The sequence below is a fragment of the Ketogulonicigenium robustum genome, from assembly GCF_002117445.1.
GTDB lineage: Bacteria > Pseudomonadota > Alphaproteobacteria > Rhodobacterales > Rhodobacteraceae > Ketogulonicigenium > Ketogulonicigenium robustum.
In genome coordinates this window covers 318941-335183 of record NZ_CP019937.1, presented here as the reverse complement: position 1 = coordinate 335183, position 16243 = coordinate 318941, and the positions used below count along the sequence as shown (strand labels likewise).

Annotated in this window: 16 protein-coding genes and 1 tRNA gene; 8 read left to right on the top strand and 9 right to left on the bottom strand. The window is 63.2% G+C overall.

Features of this window, described 5'->3' with window-relative positions:
* Positions 1–129 precede the first annotated feature (129 nt).
* On the top strand, positions 130–1605 hold the full coding sequence (locus BVG79_RS01735; RefSeq protein ID WP_085785373.1) for an aminotransferase class V-fold PLP-dependent enzyme: 1476 nt from the start codon (positions 130–132) through the stop codon (positions 1603–1605).
* Here BVG79_RS01735 and BVG79_RS01730 read toward each other — a convergent pair.
* The 4 genes from BVG79_RS01730 to BVG79_RS01715 form a co-directional block, all read right to left on the bottom strand.
* Positions 1596–2057, bottom strand: a complete 462-nt coding sequence (locus BVG79_RS01730) for an Lrp/AsnC family transcriptional regulator (protein ID WP_085785372.1) — start codon at positions 2055–2057, stop codon at positions 1596–1598. The genes BVG79_RS01735 and BVG79_RS01730 overlap by 10 nt on opposite strands.
* A gap of 187 nt (positions 2058–2244) precedes the next feature.
* Positions 2245–2319 (bottom strand) — tRNA-Phe (locus BVG79_RS01725).
* Between the two features lie 117 nt (positions 2320–2436).
* Positions 2437–2898, bottom strand: coding sequence for an Rrf2 family transcriptional regulator (locus BVG79_RS01720; RefSeq protein WP_085785371.1), 462 nt, complete (start codon positions 2896–2898; stop codon positions 2437–2439).
* A gap of 78 nt (positions 2899–2976) precedes the next feature.
* The gene (locus BVG79_RS01715; protein ID WP_085787183.1) at positions 2977–4983 is read right to left on the bottom strand and encodes a lytic transglycosylase domain-containing protein; all 2007 of its coding nucleotides are present in this window, start codon (positions 4981–4983) and stop codon (positions 2977–2979) included.
* A gap of 132 nt (positions 4984–5115) precedes the next feature.
* Here BVG79_RS01715 and dapA point away from each other — a divergent pair, with 132 nt between their 5' ends.
* From dapA to BVG79_RS01700, 3 genes are read left to right on the top strand one after another with little or no spacing between them, the layout of a single operon-like run.
* Positions 5116–5985 (top strand): 4-hydroxy-tetrahydrodipicolinate synthase, encoded by an 870-nt coding sequence (dapA, locus tag BVG79_RS01710; RefSeq protein ID WP_085785370.1) that lies wholly within the window; start codon positions 5116–5118, stop codon positions 5983–5985.
* Positions 5969–6496, top strand: a complete 528-nt coding sequence (locus tag BVG79_RS01705; protein ID WP_085785369.1) for an isopentenyl-diphosphate Delta-isomerase — start codon at positions 5969–5971, stop codon at positions 6494–6496. Before dapA ends, BVG79_RS01705 begins: the two co-directional genes overlap by 17 nt.
* Positions 6497–6516: 20 nt before the next feature.
* Positions 6517–7575 carry a dipeptidase gene (locus tag BVG79_RS01700; RefSeq protein WP_085785368.1) on the top strand — a complete coding sequence of 353 codons (1059 nt, stop codon included), beginning with the start codon at positions 6517–6519 and terminating at the stop codon, positions 7573–7575.
* A gap of 15 nt (positions 7576–7590) precedes the next feature.
* Here BVG79_RS01700 and tspO read toward each other — a convergent pair whose 3' ends face one another.
* Both tspO and BVG79_RS01690 read right to left on the bottom strand, forming a co-directional pair.
* Complete coding sequence (gene tspO, locus BVG79_RS01695; protein WP_085785367.1) at positions 7591–8094, bottom strand: tryptophan-rich sensory protein TspO; 504 nt, start codon at positions 8092–8094, stop codon at positions 7591–7593.
* 52 nt (positions 8095–8146) lie between these two features.
* Positions 8147–8599: a c-type cytochrome gene (locus BVG79_RS01690; protein ID WP_236951389.1), complete on the bottom strand. Its 453-nt coding sequence runs from the start codon at positions 8597–8599 to the stop codon at positions 8147–8149.
* Between the two features lie 172 nt (positions 8600–8771).
* On the opposite strand from BVG79_RS01690, the gene smpB reads away from it, so the two are divergent.
* The 3 genes from smpB (at position 8772) to BVG79_RS01675 (ending at position 11396) form a co-directional block, all read left to right on the top strand.
* The gene (smpB, locus tag BVG79_RS01685; RefSeq protein WP_085785365.1) at positions 8772–9245 is read left to right on the top strand and encodes an SsrA-binding protein SmpB; all 474 of its coding nucleotides are present in this window, start codon (positions 8772–8774) and stop codon (positions 9243–9245) included.
* An 85-nt stretch (positions 9246–9330) separates the two neighbouring features.
* Entirely contained in the window at positions 9331–10212 is an 882-nt protein-coding gene (gene sseA, locus BVG79_RS01680) for a 3-mercaptopyruvate sulfurtransferase (protein WP_085785364.1), read from the top strand.
* Positions 10212–11396, top strand: coding sequence for an amino acid aminotransferase (locus tag BVG79_RS01675; protein ID WP_085785363.1), 1185 nt, complete (start codon positions 10212–10214; stop codon positions 11394–11396). Before sseA ends, BVG79_RS01675 begins: the two co-directional genes overlap by 1 nt.
* A gap of 80 nt (positions 11397–11476) precedes the next feature.
* Here the strand turns inward: BVG79_RS01675 and amt are convergent, their stop codons facing one another.
* Together amt and BVG79_RS01665 are read right to left on the bottom strand one after the other, a co-directional pair.
* Positions 11477–12826 carry an ammonium transporter gene (amt, locus tag BVG79_RS01670; protein ID WP_085785362.1) on the bottom strand — a complete coding sequence of 450 codons (1350 nt, stop codon included), beginning with the start codon at positions 12824–12826 and terminating at the stop codon, positions 11477–11479.
* A 24-nt stretch (positions 12827–12850) separates the two neighbouring features.
* Positions 12851–13189 (bottom strand): P-II family nitrogen regulator, encoded by a 339-nt coding sequence (locus BVG79_RS01665; protein ID WP_085785361.1) that lies wholly within the window; start codon positions 13187–13189, stop codon positions 12851–12853.
* A gap of 288 nt (positions 13190–13477) precedes the next feature.
* Between BVG79_RS01665 and BVG79_RS01660 the strand changes: the two genes are divergently transcribed.
* Positions 13478–15808 (top strand): transglycosylase domain-containing protein, encoded by a 2331-nt coding sequence (locus tag BVG79_RS01660; RefSeq protein WP_085785360.1) that lies wholly within the window; start codon positions 13478–13480, stop codon positions 15806–15808.
* Here BVG79_RS01660 and BVG79_RS01655 read toward each other — a convergent pair whose 3' ends face one another.
* On the bottom strand, positions 15809–16207 hold the full coding sequence (locus BVG79_RS01655) for a hypothetical protein (protein WP_085785359.1): 399 nt from the start codon (positions 16205–16207) through the stop codon (positions 15809–15811).
* Positions 16208–16243 lie beyond the last annotated feature (36 nt).

Here is a 16243-nt window from a genome sequence, read left to right as displayed (position 1 = left end):
CGAAAATTCATTTCGATTTGAAACGATAAAACCGCAATAATTTTCCAGTTATCTGTCAGATACTAGCCCAAATCATGGCGCATTTATCAACCATGACGCAATAATTTACGCATCAGCACGGGGCCACACATGTCATCGACCAGCAAACCGGAAAACGCACTCGAGGATTTCAAGGCGCAGTTGCGTCAGCCTGATCTGGTCTCGCAGTTGCGCCAAGGGCTGGTCGGCCGCGATCTGACGTTCGAGACGCCCTTTGGCACGCAGCACCTGATCTATGCCGACTATACGGCGTCGGGTCGGGCGCTGCAGCAGATCGAAACCTTCGTGATGACGCGCGTGCTGCCCTATTACGCCAACACCCATACCGAGGCGTCCTTCGTCGGCGGCGTCATGAGCCGTATGCGCGAGGCGGCCCGCCGCGAAATCGCCCGTATTTGCCACGCCGAAGACGCGGACGTGATTTTCACCGGCTCTGGCGCGACAGGCGGGCTGAACAAGATCGTTCTGGGGCTGGGCCTTGGCGCGCGCGTTGCCGCGGGCCAGCGTGTCACCGTGATTACCGGCCCCTACGAACACCACTCGAACATCTTGCCGTGGCGCGAAACGGGCGCGACCGTGATCGAAGTGCCCGAGGCCGCTGACGGCGGCCCCGATATGGTGGCGCTGGATCAGGCGCTGGCAACGGCTGCCGGATCGGATCTGATCATCGGCACGTTTTCCGCCGCGTCGAACGTCACCGGCATTTTGACCGACACCGATGCCGTTACCCGCCGCCTGAAGGCCGCAGGTGCGCTGGCAATTTGGGACTATGCCGCCGCCGCACCCTACATCGACATCAACATGGGCAGCGGCGATGCGGCCAAGGACGCGATCGTGTTTTCGCCGCACAAGTTCCCCGGCGGCCCCGGCGCGACCGGCGTTTTGCTGCTGCGGCGCGCGTTGGAATGGACTGAGACCCCCTCGGCACCCGGCGGCGGGTCGGTGCGGTTCGTTTCGCCTTGGGGGCACATCTACAGCACCAACCGCGTCGCGCGCGAGGAAGCGGGCACGCCGAATATCGTCGGCGACATTCGCGCGGCGCTGTGCCTGTTGGTGAAAGAAGCCGTCGGCATCGACTACATTTTGACCCGCGACGAAGACCTGCGCCAACGCGCGCTGGCGGCGTGGGAAAACGTGGCGGGGCTGCACCTGTTGGGCCAACGCCAAGGCGCCGCGGCGCTGCCAGTGTTTTCGTTCCGCGTCAGCGGGCCTGACGGCCAGCGGATTCACCACCAATTGTTCACGCGGATGCTGTCGGACGCATATGGCATTCAGGTGCGCGGCGGGTGCGCCTGCGCCGGCCCCTATGCCCACCGCCTGCTGGATTTGGACGAGACCGATTCTGCCGCAGTCATCAGCCAGCTGGACGCGGGTTGCGAGTTGGACCGCCCCGGCTGGGTGCGACTGAACCTGACCTATCTGATGAGCGACGCTGAGGTTGCCACCGTTCTGACATCGATCGCCAGCCTGATCGCGCAGGCGCCCGACTGGCAAAAGATGTACAAGGGCGACCCGAGCACGGCCCGTTTCGCCCCCATCCCCGAAGCCGCCCTCAATCAGGCGTAAGCGGTCGGGATCATGGTTGTCGCCTTCATCTCCTCCATCGAGATGTAGGACGACACGTCGACGAATTTCACCTTGGCCACCAGATCCTTGTAGATATGGTCAAGGTGTTCGACGTTCGGCAGCACGATTTTCAGCAGGTAATCGATATTGCCGGTCAGGCGGTGCACCTCGATAATCTCGGGGATGTCGACCACGGCCTGACGGAACTTGTCCAGCCATTCGGCCGAGTGGTCGGACGTCTGCACCATCACGTAAACCGTTGTCGGCACTTTCATTTTCTGCCGGTCAAGCAGCGCGATGCGCCGCAGAACAAAGCCCTGCTCGTACAGGCGTCGCACGCGTCGCCAGCAGGCCGAAACCGAGAGAGCTACACGATCTGCCAGATCGGCAATCGAGGTGTCTGCATCCGTCTGCAGAAGGTTCAGAATTTTGCGATCTCTATCGTCGATCATGTGACTTGCTCTCCGCGCGCGCGGGGCGCGACTTCCAATGGTATGTCACATTTGCATATTGGCGGACAAAATTGCCAAGTCTTGCATTTGCGCATCGACCATATAGGCGGAAAAACTTCGACATCACCAGCGCCGTTGCGTGAAATCTATCACGTCAACCAACACAATTCTTCCTGAAGAAGGAGAGTGGTGCCCAGGGGCGGAATCGAACCACCGACACGAGGATTTTCAATCCACTGCTCTACCCCTGAGCTACCCGGGCACGGGTTACAGACTGTTTAGCCTGTTGGGTAGCGGTCTTCTAGGCGAGCACGCGGGGCCTGTCCAGAGGCATTTTAGCGGTTATACGCTTGACCATACGTCCAAAGACGCCAATCGGCTAAGCGGGTTCGGGCGCGGCCAACACCTGCGCGGCAGCGCCAGGTTGGGCAACCAGATCGGCCAGCGTCAGCGAATCGATGATGACCAGATACGACCAGAACACCTCGGCAAAGGCGCGGCGCAGGCGGCAGGTGGCCTCGTCGGTGCAATCTTCGCAGCGCTGATAGGCGCTGCGCGACAGGCACGGCAGCGGCGCGATCGGCCCGTCGATCAGGCGCAGCAGTTGCGATATTTGCACCGCCGCCGGATCCTTGATCAGCGTGTAGCCACCCGAGCGCCCGCGAATCGAGGCAATCACCCCTGCGTTGCGCAATTCCAGCAGAATATGTTCCAAAAAACGCTTGGGCGTATCCGAGCGCCGCGCGATCTCTTCGATCCGCAACGCGCCCGCGCCTTCGGCCTTTGTATCGGCCAGCACCATCAGGGCTTTCAGCGCATATTTCATTTTCTGGGTGATCATCCCCTACACCTAGCGAGTGCGCGGGCGCGCTTCAACGGCGGGCGTAGGGGTGCGGGGTTGAAAAGGCGAAAATATCTATCACTCTTGTCGCATTTCCGCGTAACTCGCAGGGCGCAGCGGTGGGCGTGGCACCGGTTTGGTGCCGTGCAGCAGCGCGGTGAACGTCACAGGCACGTCGCCATCGCCCCCCGCGCCCAGCCGCGCATGGTAGACGGGAATCGATTCGGTGACGCGCATCACGTAGTTGCGCGTTTCGGTAAAGGGGATGCTTTCGATCCAGTCGACAACATCCACCCCGTCATCGCGCGGATCGCCGCGCGTGCCTATCCACTGCAGCACGCGGCCCGGGCCTGCATTATAGCCCACCGCGATCAGCACCGGCGATTGCCCGAACCGCTCCTCGAGGTCGGCCAGATAGCGCGAGCCGAGCCGTGCGTTATATTGCCAGTCCGATGTCAGCCGCGCACGGTCGAAATCCTCGCCGATGGCGCGGGCCATTTCCTCGGCGGTGCCGGGCATCAACTGCATCAGGCCCAGCGCGCCAACAGGGCTGCCCACGACAGGGTTAAACTCGCTCTCGCGCCGCGCGATGGAAAGCGCCAGTTCCGGTGCGGTGGGCAGATCCAGCTGCACCAGCGGATGCACGGGGTAGTAGATCGAGGGCAGGATAACCCCGCGTTCCGCCGCAGCCTTGCCGATTAAGACCGCCAGAAACGGCTCGTCCATTTCCGACAGCATCGCGCCCAACTGGCCCAAATCTTCGCGCGGCAGCGTCTGCCCCAGCTTTACCCCAAACAACACCGCCTTGCCGCGATCACCTGCCGCCAGCAAGATCAGCATCGCACGCGTCAGATCGTTGTGTAGAAACGCCCCCTGCCGCCAGTCGCCGAAATCCTCGCGCCCGGCCAAGGCGGGGTCGAGCGGCGCGCCGATTTCTTCGGCACCCAGCAGGCCGTAAAAAGCGGTCTGGTTCTGCGCAGCGGTGGTGAAATAGGGCACGGCATCTTCGCCCAGCGCCTGCGCGGCGCGGCCCTGCCAATACGCCGCGCGCGACGAGCTGATCGGGCCGGACGAGACTTCGGCCACGCGCGCGAAGTGGCCCGCCGCGCGCGCGGGGTCGTCCATTTTGCGCAGCGCGACATAGCCGGCGACCCATTCCAGATCGGCCAGCATATCGGCATTGTCGGGCGTCAGGTGATGGCGGGCGGCCAGCGCATAGGCATCATCGGTGCGCCCCTCGCGCATTAGCCAGCGGGCCAGCTGCCCCCGCCATGAGGCCCAGCGAAACGGCTGCCCCAGCGCCGCGGCCGAATGCGACCGCGCCTCGAGCAGGCCGATCGCCTCAGAATAATCGCCGCGATCGGCCATGCGGTTGAACCGGTCATAGGCCAGGCCGGGGTCGGCGCGCAGCGCATCTGGCACATCCAGCACCGCCTGATCCTGCGTCGGCTGATTGCGGATGAGCGCGATGCGCGCGTTCGCCAGTTTGCGGTGGTCATCATCCAGCAGCGGCAACAGGCGTTGCGCATCGCTGACACGCCAGCGCCATAGCATCGCATCAACGCGCGCCCAAGCCTGAGGGATCAATTGCTGACCATAGGCGACCAGCATCGCCGCCTCGCCCGCGTCGTCCAGCCCCAACCCGACCCACGCGGCGGTCAGCGCGGTTTGCGCCTCGGCGGGGCGGCCCATTTCCGTCAGCGCGGCGGCGTAGCGCACGGCCCCCTCACCCGTCAGCGGGGGACGCGTGGCAAAGAACGCGACGATATCGGCAGCGGCGTCGCGGTGCGTCATGGCCTTTTCGGCGGCGGCGCGCAGGCTGTCGGCGGCAGGCCAGTCGGGGTGCGTATCCAAGAACGCTGAGGCTTCCGCAAAACTGCCCTCGCCCGCGCGCAGGCGTTGCCATGTCACCAAATCCACCGCTACGCGCCCTTGCGGCGCGGCCAGCACTGTCGCCTGCAACCAGTCACCGCGATCGGCCGCACTGTTGGCGGCGGCAAAAGCGTGCTGCTGGGCCTGTGCCACGGCAGGAACCGCCAGCGCGACCGCCAGAACAAGCAAGGTTTTTCCGATGATTTGTCGCATTGCGCCGCCAAGATAGCCGCGCCCTTCTTGCAGGCAACTCACAAACTTGGCAATCGGGCGCAAGCGGACTAGTTTCCGCCCATTCTCAACCAAAGCGGGCCGACTCAGGCCCTGCCCAAAAGGAAGCGCGTCATGATCAAGGGATCACTCCCAGCACTTGTCACACCGTTCAAGGACGGCAAGGTGGATCTGGACACGCTGAAAAAACTGGTTGAATGGCACATTGCCGAAGGGTCCAACGGCATCGTTCCGGTCGGTACCACGGGCGAAAGCCCGACCCTCAGCCACGAAGAACACGATCTGGTCGTGGCAACCGTGGTGGAAATCGCCGCTGGCCGCGTGCCGGTTGTGGCGGGTGCCGGGTCGAACAACACGATCGAGGCTGTGCGCCTGACCACCGCCGCCAAAAAGGCGGGCGCGACCGCCGCACTGGTCGTGACACCCTATTACAACAAGCCGACGCAGCGCGGCATGCTGGATTACTTCACCGCCGTGGCCGAGGTTGGCCTGCCGATTATCATTTACAACATTCCCGGCCGTTCCGTCGTCGATATGTCGCCCGCGACCATGGGCGTGCTGGCCAAGCTGCCCGCGATTGTCGGCGTCAAGGATGCAACCGGCGATCTGTCGCGCGTGGCCAAGCAGCGCGGCACCTGCGGGGCAGATTTCATCCAGCTTTCGGGTGAGGACGCGACTGCCGTCGGCTTCAACGCCATGGGCGGCGTCGGCTGCATTTCGGTCACCGCGAACGTCGCCCCTGCCCTGTGCGCCAAGATGCAAGCGGCCACGCTGGCAGGCGATTACGCCGCTGCGCTGGCCTACCAAGACCAGCTAATGCCCCTGCACGAGGCTATTTTCATTGAACCCGGCGTGGCTGGCGCGAAATACGCTATGTCGCTGCTGGGCCTGTGCAGCGCCGAGGTCCGCTCGCCCCTGACCGAGCTGCTGGACGACACGAAAGAGGCGATCCGCGCCGCAATGGTTCATGCCGGCCTCCTCTGACATTCTGGCTTGGGTCGACGGCCGGCTGGTGCCGGTCGACAAGCTCGCGGCGCATCGCCGCGGGCTTTTGCATCCGGCGATCAGCGTTTTCGTGCTACGCGGCGATGAAATCCTGCTGCAACAACGCGCGGCAGGCAAGTATCACAGCCCGCTGCTGTGGGCGAACACCGTCTGCACGCACCCGCATGTGGGCGAGGATGACCTGACCTGCGCCATCCGCCGGTTGGACGAAGAAATGGGCATTCGCGGCCTGACCCCCACCTTGCGCGGGCGCGTCACCTACCGCGCCGATGTCGGGCAAGGCCTGACCGAGCACGAGGACGTCGCGATCTTCACCGCCCACGCGCCCGCCGATCTGCGCGTCGCGCCCAACCCTGACGAGGTTGCCGCCACCCACTGGATGTCGCTGGATGCGCTGAACGCCGCACGCAGCCAAGCGCCGTGGAAATTTACCCCATGGCTGAACATTTACCTTGATCAGCATTTGCAATCGATCTTCGGTAATAGCTGACACAACAACAGGATAGTCCGATGTCCATCCCAGTCTTCGACGGCCACAACGATTTTCTTTTGCGCATCACGGATCAGCCGCAGCGCGACAAGATCTGGCTGGAAGGGGACGGACAGGGCCAGCTAGACCTGCCGCGTATGCGCAAAGGTGGGTTTGCTGGGGGATTCTTTGCCATCTACGTCCCGTCGCCGCGCGGCGATGGGCCTGCGTTTGATATGGCCAAGATGATGGCGCAAGACAGCTATGCCATCCCCTTGCCCGCGCCCGTCCCGCTTGAGGCAGCGCAGGCGGTTGCCCTGCGCCAGGCGGGTGCGCTTTTCGCGCTGGAACGCGCGGCGCCCGATGATTTCACCATCGTCCGCAGCACGGCAGACATCCGCGCTGCAATGGCTGCGGGCCGCATCGCCGCCATCATGCACATGGAGGGGGCCGAGGCCATCGACCCCGATCTGGACGCGCTTTACACCTTCCACGCCATGGGCCTACGCTCGCTCGGGCCGGTCTGGAGCCGCCCCACAGCCTTCGGCAACGGCGTGCCCTTTGCATTCCCGTCCTCGCCCGATACGGGCGACGGGCTGACCGATGCGGGCAAGCGGCTGGTCAAAGCCTGCAATGCCTTGGGTATCATGCTGGATCTGTCGCACCTGAACGAAGCGGGCTTTAACGACATCGCCGCGCTATCGGATGCGCCGCTGGTGGCCACCCATTCGAACGCACATGCGGTGACACCATCTGCCCGCAACCTGACCGACCGGCAGCTAGGGCTGATCCGCGAGTCGGGCGGTATGGTCGGGCTGAACTACGCGACCGCCTTCCTGAACCCTGCGGGCAAAGGCGATGCGGGAATCGGCTGGGATGTGATGCTGCGCCACCTCGACCATCTGATCAGCCTCTTGGGCGAGGATCACGTCGGCCTCGGGTCGGATTTTGACGGGGCGCAGGTGCCCAGCGTACTGGGCGATGTGGCAGGTCTGCCCGCCTTCCACGACGCCATGCGCGCGCACGGCTACAATGACGCGCTGATTGCCAAGATCAGCTGGCAGAACTGGCTTGCCGTGCTGGACAAGACTTGGCGCTAACGCAAAAAAGGGGGCCTAACGGCCCCCACTTTCCCCCACACGCAGCTGGCTGGGGTCGATCGGCACGATGAACGGGTTCAGCCGCACCACCATGAAATTCAGCGCAGCGGCCAGCGTCAGCCACAGGATGTAGGGCACCAGAATCAGGCCCGACAGCCAGTCGATCCGCCAGAACACGATGATCATCGTCAGCACCAGCAACCACAACAGCCCGATAACGCCCAAGCCGATCCGCACGCGGTGCAACCCGAAAAACAGCGGCGTCCACAGCACGTTGACGGCCAGCTGCGCGGCCATCAGCGCCAGCGCCGCGTCAGCACCCGGGCGACCAGCAACCCAGCTACCCGCCAGCGCCATCAGCACATACAGCGTTGTCCATACGATCGGGAAGACGATGGGCGCGGGCGTCCACGTGGGCTTGCGCAGCGCCTTGTACCAATCACCCGGTTGAAACAGCATTCCTGAAATACCGGCGGCCATCCCGCCGACCAGCAATGCGCCAAAGACAAACAAGTCCATATCGGCCCTCCATCATTGGGGCCATAGTAGCGCAGAAGCCTTGCGACGCAACCTAGTTGGAAAAGCGCGACAAATACGCCCAAATGTCGGCAGCATCCGCCGGGTTGCGCACAAGATAGGCCATGCGGCTGCTGGCGCGACGGTCACCCAAGCGCTGCTGCAAAAAGGCGCTGGGGGCGGTGACGAACGACACGAATGCGTTTTCGTCCCACCCTACGGCGCGGCCCGCTAACTGCTGCATCGAGGGGCCATACGCAAAGCCGTCGGCGGTTGCGGCAGGGCGGCTGGCCAAACCGAACAGGTTCGGGCCCGTGCGCGCGCCGGTGCCCATGATGATGCTGCCGCTATCGTCGCGAATGACATGGCACGCGGTGCACTGGCGCGCAAAGCTACGCTCGCCCGCCTGCGCATCGCCAGCTACGGCAATCGCGGGTGCACCCAATAGCGCGCCAAAAGCCAGCACTGCAGCCCCGATGCGGCGTTTCAAATGTGACAACAAGACCAAAACGGCAACCCTATCCCTTATGGGACCGACCTATTTCAGCCAATCCCTATAGGGCGCAAGTAAACTCTTGTTAATGGAATTCACAGGGGGCCGCGCATCACGGGAATGCGAGGGTCTAACCAGACACGCACGCGGGCTGGACTTGAGGGCATAAAATGCATATCTGCCCCGCATGGCCAAGGATAAAAACAACAACTACCAGATTGTCGCTGAAAACCGCCGTGCGCGGTACGATTACCAGATCGAGGAAGATCTGGAATGCGGTATCGTGCTGTCGGGGTCCGAGGTGAAATCGCTGCGCACGGGCAAGGCGAATATCGCCGAAAGCTACGCCTCGGTCGAAAACGGCGAGCTGTGGCTGATCAACGGCTATATCGCCCCGTACGAACCTGCCCGCACCTGGGGCCACGAGGAACGCCGCCTGCGTAAGCTATTGGTCAAGCGCAAAGAATTGGCTCGCCTGTGGAATGCCACCCAGCGCGAGGGTATGACCATCGTGCCGCTGGTGATGTATTTCAACGACGTCGGCCGCGTGAAGCTGAAAATCGCCATCGCCAAGGGCAAAAAGCTGCACGACAAGCGCGAAAGCGAAGCCAAGCGCGACTGGGACCGGCAAAAGCAGCGCCTTCTGCGCGACCACGGCTAAGCCACCCTTGCATGCGCCATAGCGGGGCTGTAGGTCAACGCCGACAGTCGCCGCCAGCCAAGGCGTGCCCTGCGAAAGGCAAAGCATGCAAGGATTGCACCTTTCCGATCAGGTCGACGACGACCCGTGCACGTTGGTATCGACGACGTGGCTTGCGGCGCATCTGAACGATTCCGATCTGCGCCTGCTGGATGCATCGTGGTTCCTGCCGACCGACAGGCGCAACCCCCGCGCCGAGTTCGAGGCAGCGCATATTCCCGGCGCAAGATTTTTTGACATCGAGGCGGTGGCCGACAGTAATGCCGGGCTGCCGAACATGGCTCCGCCGCCTGCGCTGTTTGCCTCGCGCATGCGGGCGCTTGGCCTTGGCGACGGGCAACAGTTTGTCATCTACGACAGCGCTGGGGTGTTTTCGGCTGCGCGCGCGTGGTGGATGTTCCGCATGATGGGCAAGCGCGCTGTCGCGGTGCTGGATGGGGGCCTACCCAAATGGCAGGCCGAACACCGCATCACTACGGCAACCCCCGCCCCCATCCGCGACCGGCACTTCACCGTCGCCCCCGATGCGGCCCGCACGATGGATGTCACGGCCGTCGCACGCGCCAGCAAACTAGGCACCCACACGATCATCGATGCCCGCGCCCCCGACCGTTTCGCCGGTGCCGCGCCCGAGCCGCGCCCCGGCCTGCGCGGCGGCCACATTCCCGGGGCAATCAACGTCTATTTCAAGGATCTGCTGCAGCCAAACGGCACCATGAAGCCGCCTGCAGCACTGCGCGCCTTGTTCGACGCCGCCGGCGTTGACCTGCGCCGTCCGGTCATCACGACCTGTGGGTCGGGGGTTGCCTCCGCAGTCCTCGTCCTCGCCCTCGAAAGAATCGGGGTTACCGATCATTCCCTCTACGATGGATCGTGGGCGGAATGGGGCATGTTTGCCGACCTTCCCATCGCCAAAGGACAAAGCTGATGCTCGAGCATCTGAAAGAACAGCCTGCCGACAAAATCCTGTCGCTGACCACCGCCTACCGTGCCGATCCGCGCCCGAACAAAGTCGATCTGGGCGTTGGCGTCTACAAAGACGGCGAGGGGCACACCCCCGTCATGCGCGCCGTAAAAGAGGCCGAGCGCCGTCTGGTCGCCACGCAGGATACCAAGGTCTACACCGCGTTGTCGGGCGATCAGGTCTTTATCGACGCCATGGTCGATCTGGTGCTGGACGGGGCCGTTGCACGCGACCGCGTGGCCGGCATCGCGACCCCTGGCGGCACAGGCGCCATCCGCCAAGCGCTGGAACTGATCAAGCTGGCCGCACCCAGCGCCCAGATTTGGGTGTCGAACCCCAGCTGGCCCAACCATGCGTCGATCATCAACTACCTTGGCATGACCCGCAAAGATTACCGCTATTTCGACGAAGAAACGCGCGGCCTCGACTTTGATGGCATGATCGCGGATCTGAAAACAGTGCCTGCGGGCGATGTCGTGCTGCTGCATGGCTGCTGCCACAACCCGACCGGCGCAAACCCGACCGCCGCACAATGGGCCGTCATTATCGAGACCGTCAAAGCCGCGGGCGCCGTGCCGCTGGTCGACATCGCCTATCAGGGCTTTGGTGACGGTCTGGACGAAGATGCCGCTGCGACCCGCGCCATTGCCAGCGCCTTTCCCGAATGCCTGATTGCCGCGTCGTGTTCGAAAAACTTCGGCATTTACCGCGAGCGCACCGGAATCCTGATGGCGATTTCGGCCGATGCTGCCCGCACCCCGATCACGCAGGGCACGCTGAACTTTCTGAACCGCCAGAACTATTCGTTCCCGCCCGATCACGGCGCGCGCGTTGTGGGCATGATTCTGACCGATCCCGATCTGCGCGCCGACTGGCAGGCCGAGCTGGAGGAAGTGCGCCTTGGCATGCTGAACTTGCGCAAACAGCTGGCGGACGAGCTACGCCGCCTAACAAACTCGGACCGGTTCGACTTTATCGCGCACCACCGCGGCATGTTCTCGCGCATTGGCGCGACGCCTGCGCAGGTCGAGGCGATGCGGGCAGATGACGCGATCTACATGGTTGGCGACAGCCGCATGAACATCGCCGGCCTGAACGCACGCACCATTCCGCTGTTGGCAGCCGCTATCGTCAAAGCCGGCGCATAAGCGACCAACCGATAACGAAAAAGGCCCGCCAATTGGCGGGCCTTTTATTTTGGGCGCGCCGGAAAACCGGCGCGCTGCACTTACTTGCTGAATTCGGGATAGGCTTCCATCCCCAGCTCGGCCTTGTCTAGGCCGACTTGTTCGGCTTCGGGCGAGACACGCAGCCCCATGACCGCCTTGATGATCAGCCAGACCACGCCCGAGGCGATGATCGTGAACAGACCCACGACGATGATCGAATACAGCTGCACCCACAGAACCGCATCGGGGTTCGTGAAGACAACCGCGATAGTGCCCCAAATACCTGCGAACAGGTGGACGGGGACCGCACCGACGACATCGTCCAGTTTCAGCTTGTCGAGGAACGAGACCGCAAAGACCACGATGATACCGCCGACGGCACCGATCAGGGTTGCTGCGCCCAGCGTGGGGGTCAGCGGTTCAGCGGTGATCGACACCAGACCGCCCAGCGCGCCGTTCAGCACCATGGTCAGATCGGGTTTACGGTAGAGGACGCCCGTCAGGATCAGCGCGGCCAGCGCACCGCCGACAGCACCAGCGTTGGTGTTCGCCATCACACGGCCGACGTCAGCCGCATCGCCAACAGCCGAGAACGCCAGCTGCGAGGCACCGTTGAAGCCAAACCAACCCATCCACAGGATGAACGTGCCCAGCGTGGCCAGCGGCAGGTTCGAACCCGGCATGGGGATCACTTTGCCGTCTTTGTATTTGCCGATACGCGGGCCCAGAATGATGATGCCCATCAGCGCAGCCCAGCCACCGACCGAGTGCACGACCGTCGAGCCAGCAAAGTCGAGGAAACCCATCTGATCAAGGAAGCCGCCGCCCCATTTCCACGACGCTTGGACAGGGTAGATCAGCGCAGTCATGACCACGGTGAAGACCATGAAAGGCGCGAACTTGATACGCTCGGCCACGGCGCCCGACACGATCGAGGCGGTGGTGGCGCAGAACATGACTTGGAAGAAGAAGTCCGACGAGGTCGAGGCATAGTCATATGCATCGGCGCCAGCCGCATCGATACCCACGGCTTCCAGCTTGGCCGTGCCCAGCGCGCCGAAGATGTTGCTGATGATCCAGCCATCGCCCGGATACATGACCATGTAGCCGACAAGGTAGTACATGAAACACGCAATCGCGAACATCGAGATGTTCTTCAGCATTTGCATGGTCACGTTCTTCGAACGGACAAGGCCGCCTTCCAGCATGGCGAAACCGGCCGCCATCCAGAACACCAGAATACCGCCGATCAGCATGATCAGCGAGTTCAGGATGAATTGCAGGTCCATCGAGGAGGGACCGTAGGTCTCGACGGCCTCGACGGCGGCCTCGGCCTCCTGTGCATGGGCCGGCAGGGCAAGCATCGCGGCAACTGCCGCAAGCCCTGCAAGTTTTTTAGCGTTCAACATCTATAGCTGTCCCTTGCCTCTGCGTCAGAGCGCGTCTTCATTGGTCTCGCCGGTGCGCACGCGCAGCGCGCTTTCCACGTCGAGAACGAAAATCTTGCCGTCGCCGATTTTGTCGGTCTTGGCGGTTTTGGCGATGGTCGCGATGACCTCGTCGGCCAGATTGTCGGGCACGACGATTTCCAGTTTTACCTTCGGCACGAAATTAACGGCGTATTCCGCGCCGCGGTAGATTTCCGTATGACCGGACTGCAGGCCGAAGCCTTTGATTTCGGTCACCATCATGCCGCGTACACCCACGGAAGTCAGCGCTTCGCGCACTTCCTCGAGCTTGAACGGTTTGATCGTAGCGATGATGAGTTTCACGTTCTTCCCCTTGCGAGTTATGACGCGGTTGCCAGAATCCTGATGCCAGAATCCTCGCCGCCCTTCCCCAACACAGCCTCAAATTCATGCAGCAGGACAAGCGCTCAGTCCCAATTGCGTGTACAGGCGGAAAATTGCCAGCGCGCTGTCGATTAAAAAATAGATAAAATCCGCATAATTGCCGCATTTTTATGCCGTATGAAAACACCGTATGGGGCGGCATCCCCCCTCAACATTCGGGCTATCTCGCGTTAATATGTAAAAAAATACGGCGAGTGGCGGGCAGAGATGGCAGAAAATTCGAATAACGGCAGCCGGGGCAGGCCCCCGATTCTGGCCGCCGAGCGTCGGTACCCCGCCGCATCCCCGTCCGGCAGCAAAGCCGCGCCGCGCAGCAGTGGCGGCGGCGCCAAGGCGACCGGCGGCAATGGCGGCGGCGCGCGCAAGCCCCCGTCGAAACCGCCATCGAAAACCCCGCGCCGCAGCCCACGCAAACGCGGCCCCATTGGTAGCACTCTGGCCGCAATCGCCGGGCTGGTGTTCGGCATCGTCCGCGCCGTCTGGTCGGTTTTTTGGAAGCTGGGCCTGACCGCCGTCGTGCTGTTGGGGATTGTCGTCTATTACAAATCGACCACCCTTCCCTCGATTGACGAGATGATCGACGGCCGCACGCGTGGTTCGGTCACGCTGCTCGATCGCAACGGCGACACCTTTGCGTGGCGGGGCGACCATTTTGCGGGCGTGATCTTGTCGACCGACGTTGCCCCGGTGCTGCGCAACGCCGTCATCGCGACCGAGGACCGCCGCTTCAACTGGCACTTCGGCGTCGATCCCATCGGCATCGCATCCGCCGTGCGCATCAACTTGGGCGCAGGGCGCGGCGCGCTGCAGGGCAACGGTGGCTCGACCATCACACAGCAAACTGCCAAGCTGATGTGCCTCGGCCGCCCCTATGACCCGCGCCAGTGGGAAAACGAGACCGCCTACGAGGCGGACTGCCGCCGCTCGACCATCATGCGCAAGGTAGACGAAGCCATCTACGCCATGGCGATGGAGCTGCGCTATTCCAAAGACGAAATTCTGACGCTGTATCTGAACCGCGCTTACTTGGGCGCAGGTGCCCGCGGGTTCGAGGCCGGTGCGCAGCGCTATTTCGGCAAATCCGCGCGTGATGTCACCGCATCCGAGGCCGCCGTTCTGGCGGGCCTGCTGCAAGCCCCGTCCGCACTGGCCCCCACGGCCAACCTTGCACGGTCGCAAAACCGCGCAAACGTGGTGATCGGCCTGATGCAGGAGCAGGGCTATCTGACCGCTGCCGAGGCCGCCGAGGCGCGCGAGCACCCCGCCCAGTTGTCGCAAGCCGCCGCCGCGCGCGCGGGCGGTTATTTTGCCGACTGGGTCATGGAATCGGGCCCCGAATTCTTCACCCGCGACACGACCGAGGATGTGATCATCCGCACCACACTCGACCCGCGCATCCAAAGCGTGGCCGAGGCCGCCGTGACCGACATTTTCGCCACCAAGGTGCGCGAAGGGTCCGAGGCGCAAGCGGCTGTGGTTGTCATGTCGTCCGATGGCGCCGTGCGTGCCATGGTGGGGGGGCGGGATCTGCGGGCATCGGGTGCGTTCAACCGCGCCACGCGCGCAAACCGGCAGACTGGCTCGTCCTTCAAACCCTTCATCTACGCGACCGCGCTGGACCAAGGCATCAGCCCGATGGAGATGGTCGACGACAGCCCGCTGACCATCAACGTACGCGGGTCTGGCCCATGGTCGCCGCAAAACTACGACCGCACCTTCAAGGGCTGGATCACCCTGACCCAAGCCTTGGCCGAAAGCCGCAACATCCCCGCCGTCCGCCTGAGCGAGGCCGTCGGGCGCCAAAACGTAAGCCGCATCGCGCACGGGTTCGGCATTACGGGCGAGATTTCGGAGGGCCCCGCGATGGCGTTGGGGGCATCCGAAGGCACGCTCATCGAGATGACCGGCGCCTATGCAGGCTTCCTGAACGGCGGATCGTCGGTCACACCTTACGGCTTGGTCGAACTTAGCCTGCAAGGCGACAACACCCCCCTGATGGGCACCAGCGGCGGTATCGGCGCGCGCGTCATTTCCGAAAACGCGGCGCAAGAACTGACGTGGATGATGTGGCGCGCGGTCGAGGAAGGCACCGGCCAGCGCGCCCGCGTTAGCGGCTGGCAGATCGCGGGGAAATCCGGCACGACCTCGGCTGCGCGCGATGCGTGGTTCATTGGCTTCTCGGCCGATTACGTGATCGGTGTCTGGATGGGTTACGACAACAACACGCCCCTGCGCGGCGTCACGGGTGGCGGCATACCGGCCGAGATCTTCCACGAGACGATGCAAGGCGTGCTGAACGGGATGACCCCGAACCCGCTGCCTATGCAGTCGCCCGATGAATCCAGCCGCTTCGTCGACCCCAGCGGTCTGGCGGCGGACGGCTCGGGGTATGTGCCGTCGGGCGATGCTGCGCTGGATCGCGCGCTGCTGGAAGCCTTCGGCGCGCCGCCGTCCAGCCTGCCGCCCGCAGGCAGCGGCGATAATTCGCAAGATGCGATCACCAATGCCCTGCAGGGCATTCTGGGTGGGGGGAACTGACTACTGGCTTTCCTCGGGCGCAGGGCAGCGCCCGTAGCGGAAGGAATAGCCGTTCCAAATCATGATGATGCCGTCGCTTTGTGCGTCGCGCATCATCATGGCGCGCTCGCTCCAGTGATCCGAGTCCGCCTCGTTACCGTCGACGCATTCCATAGTGTAAAGCGTGGCGTCCATGTCCAGCACATCAACGGGGCGCGTCATACGGCAGGCGATGCCTACGCCGTAAAAGACGCTTTCCTCGATCTTCAGGGCGCCCCCATTGACGCCGATCTGCGTGCAACTGGCGTTGGGCGACTGGCGATAGATGCCATCCCATGGCCCTGCTGCCACGGCGCTACTGAAACCGATCAAAACATATGCGGCAATACTCGCCACACGCACCAAGCGAACGCGACCCATTATTTTCCCCAAGGCCGCGCGAATCGGCCTGTTCCT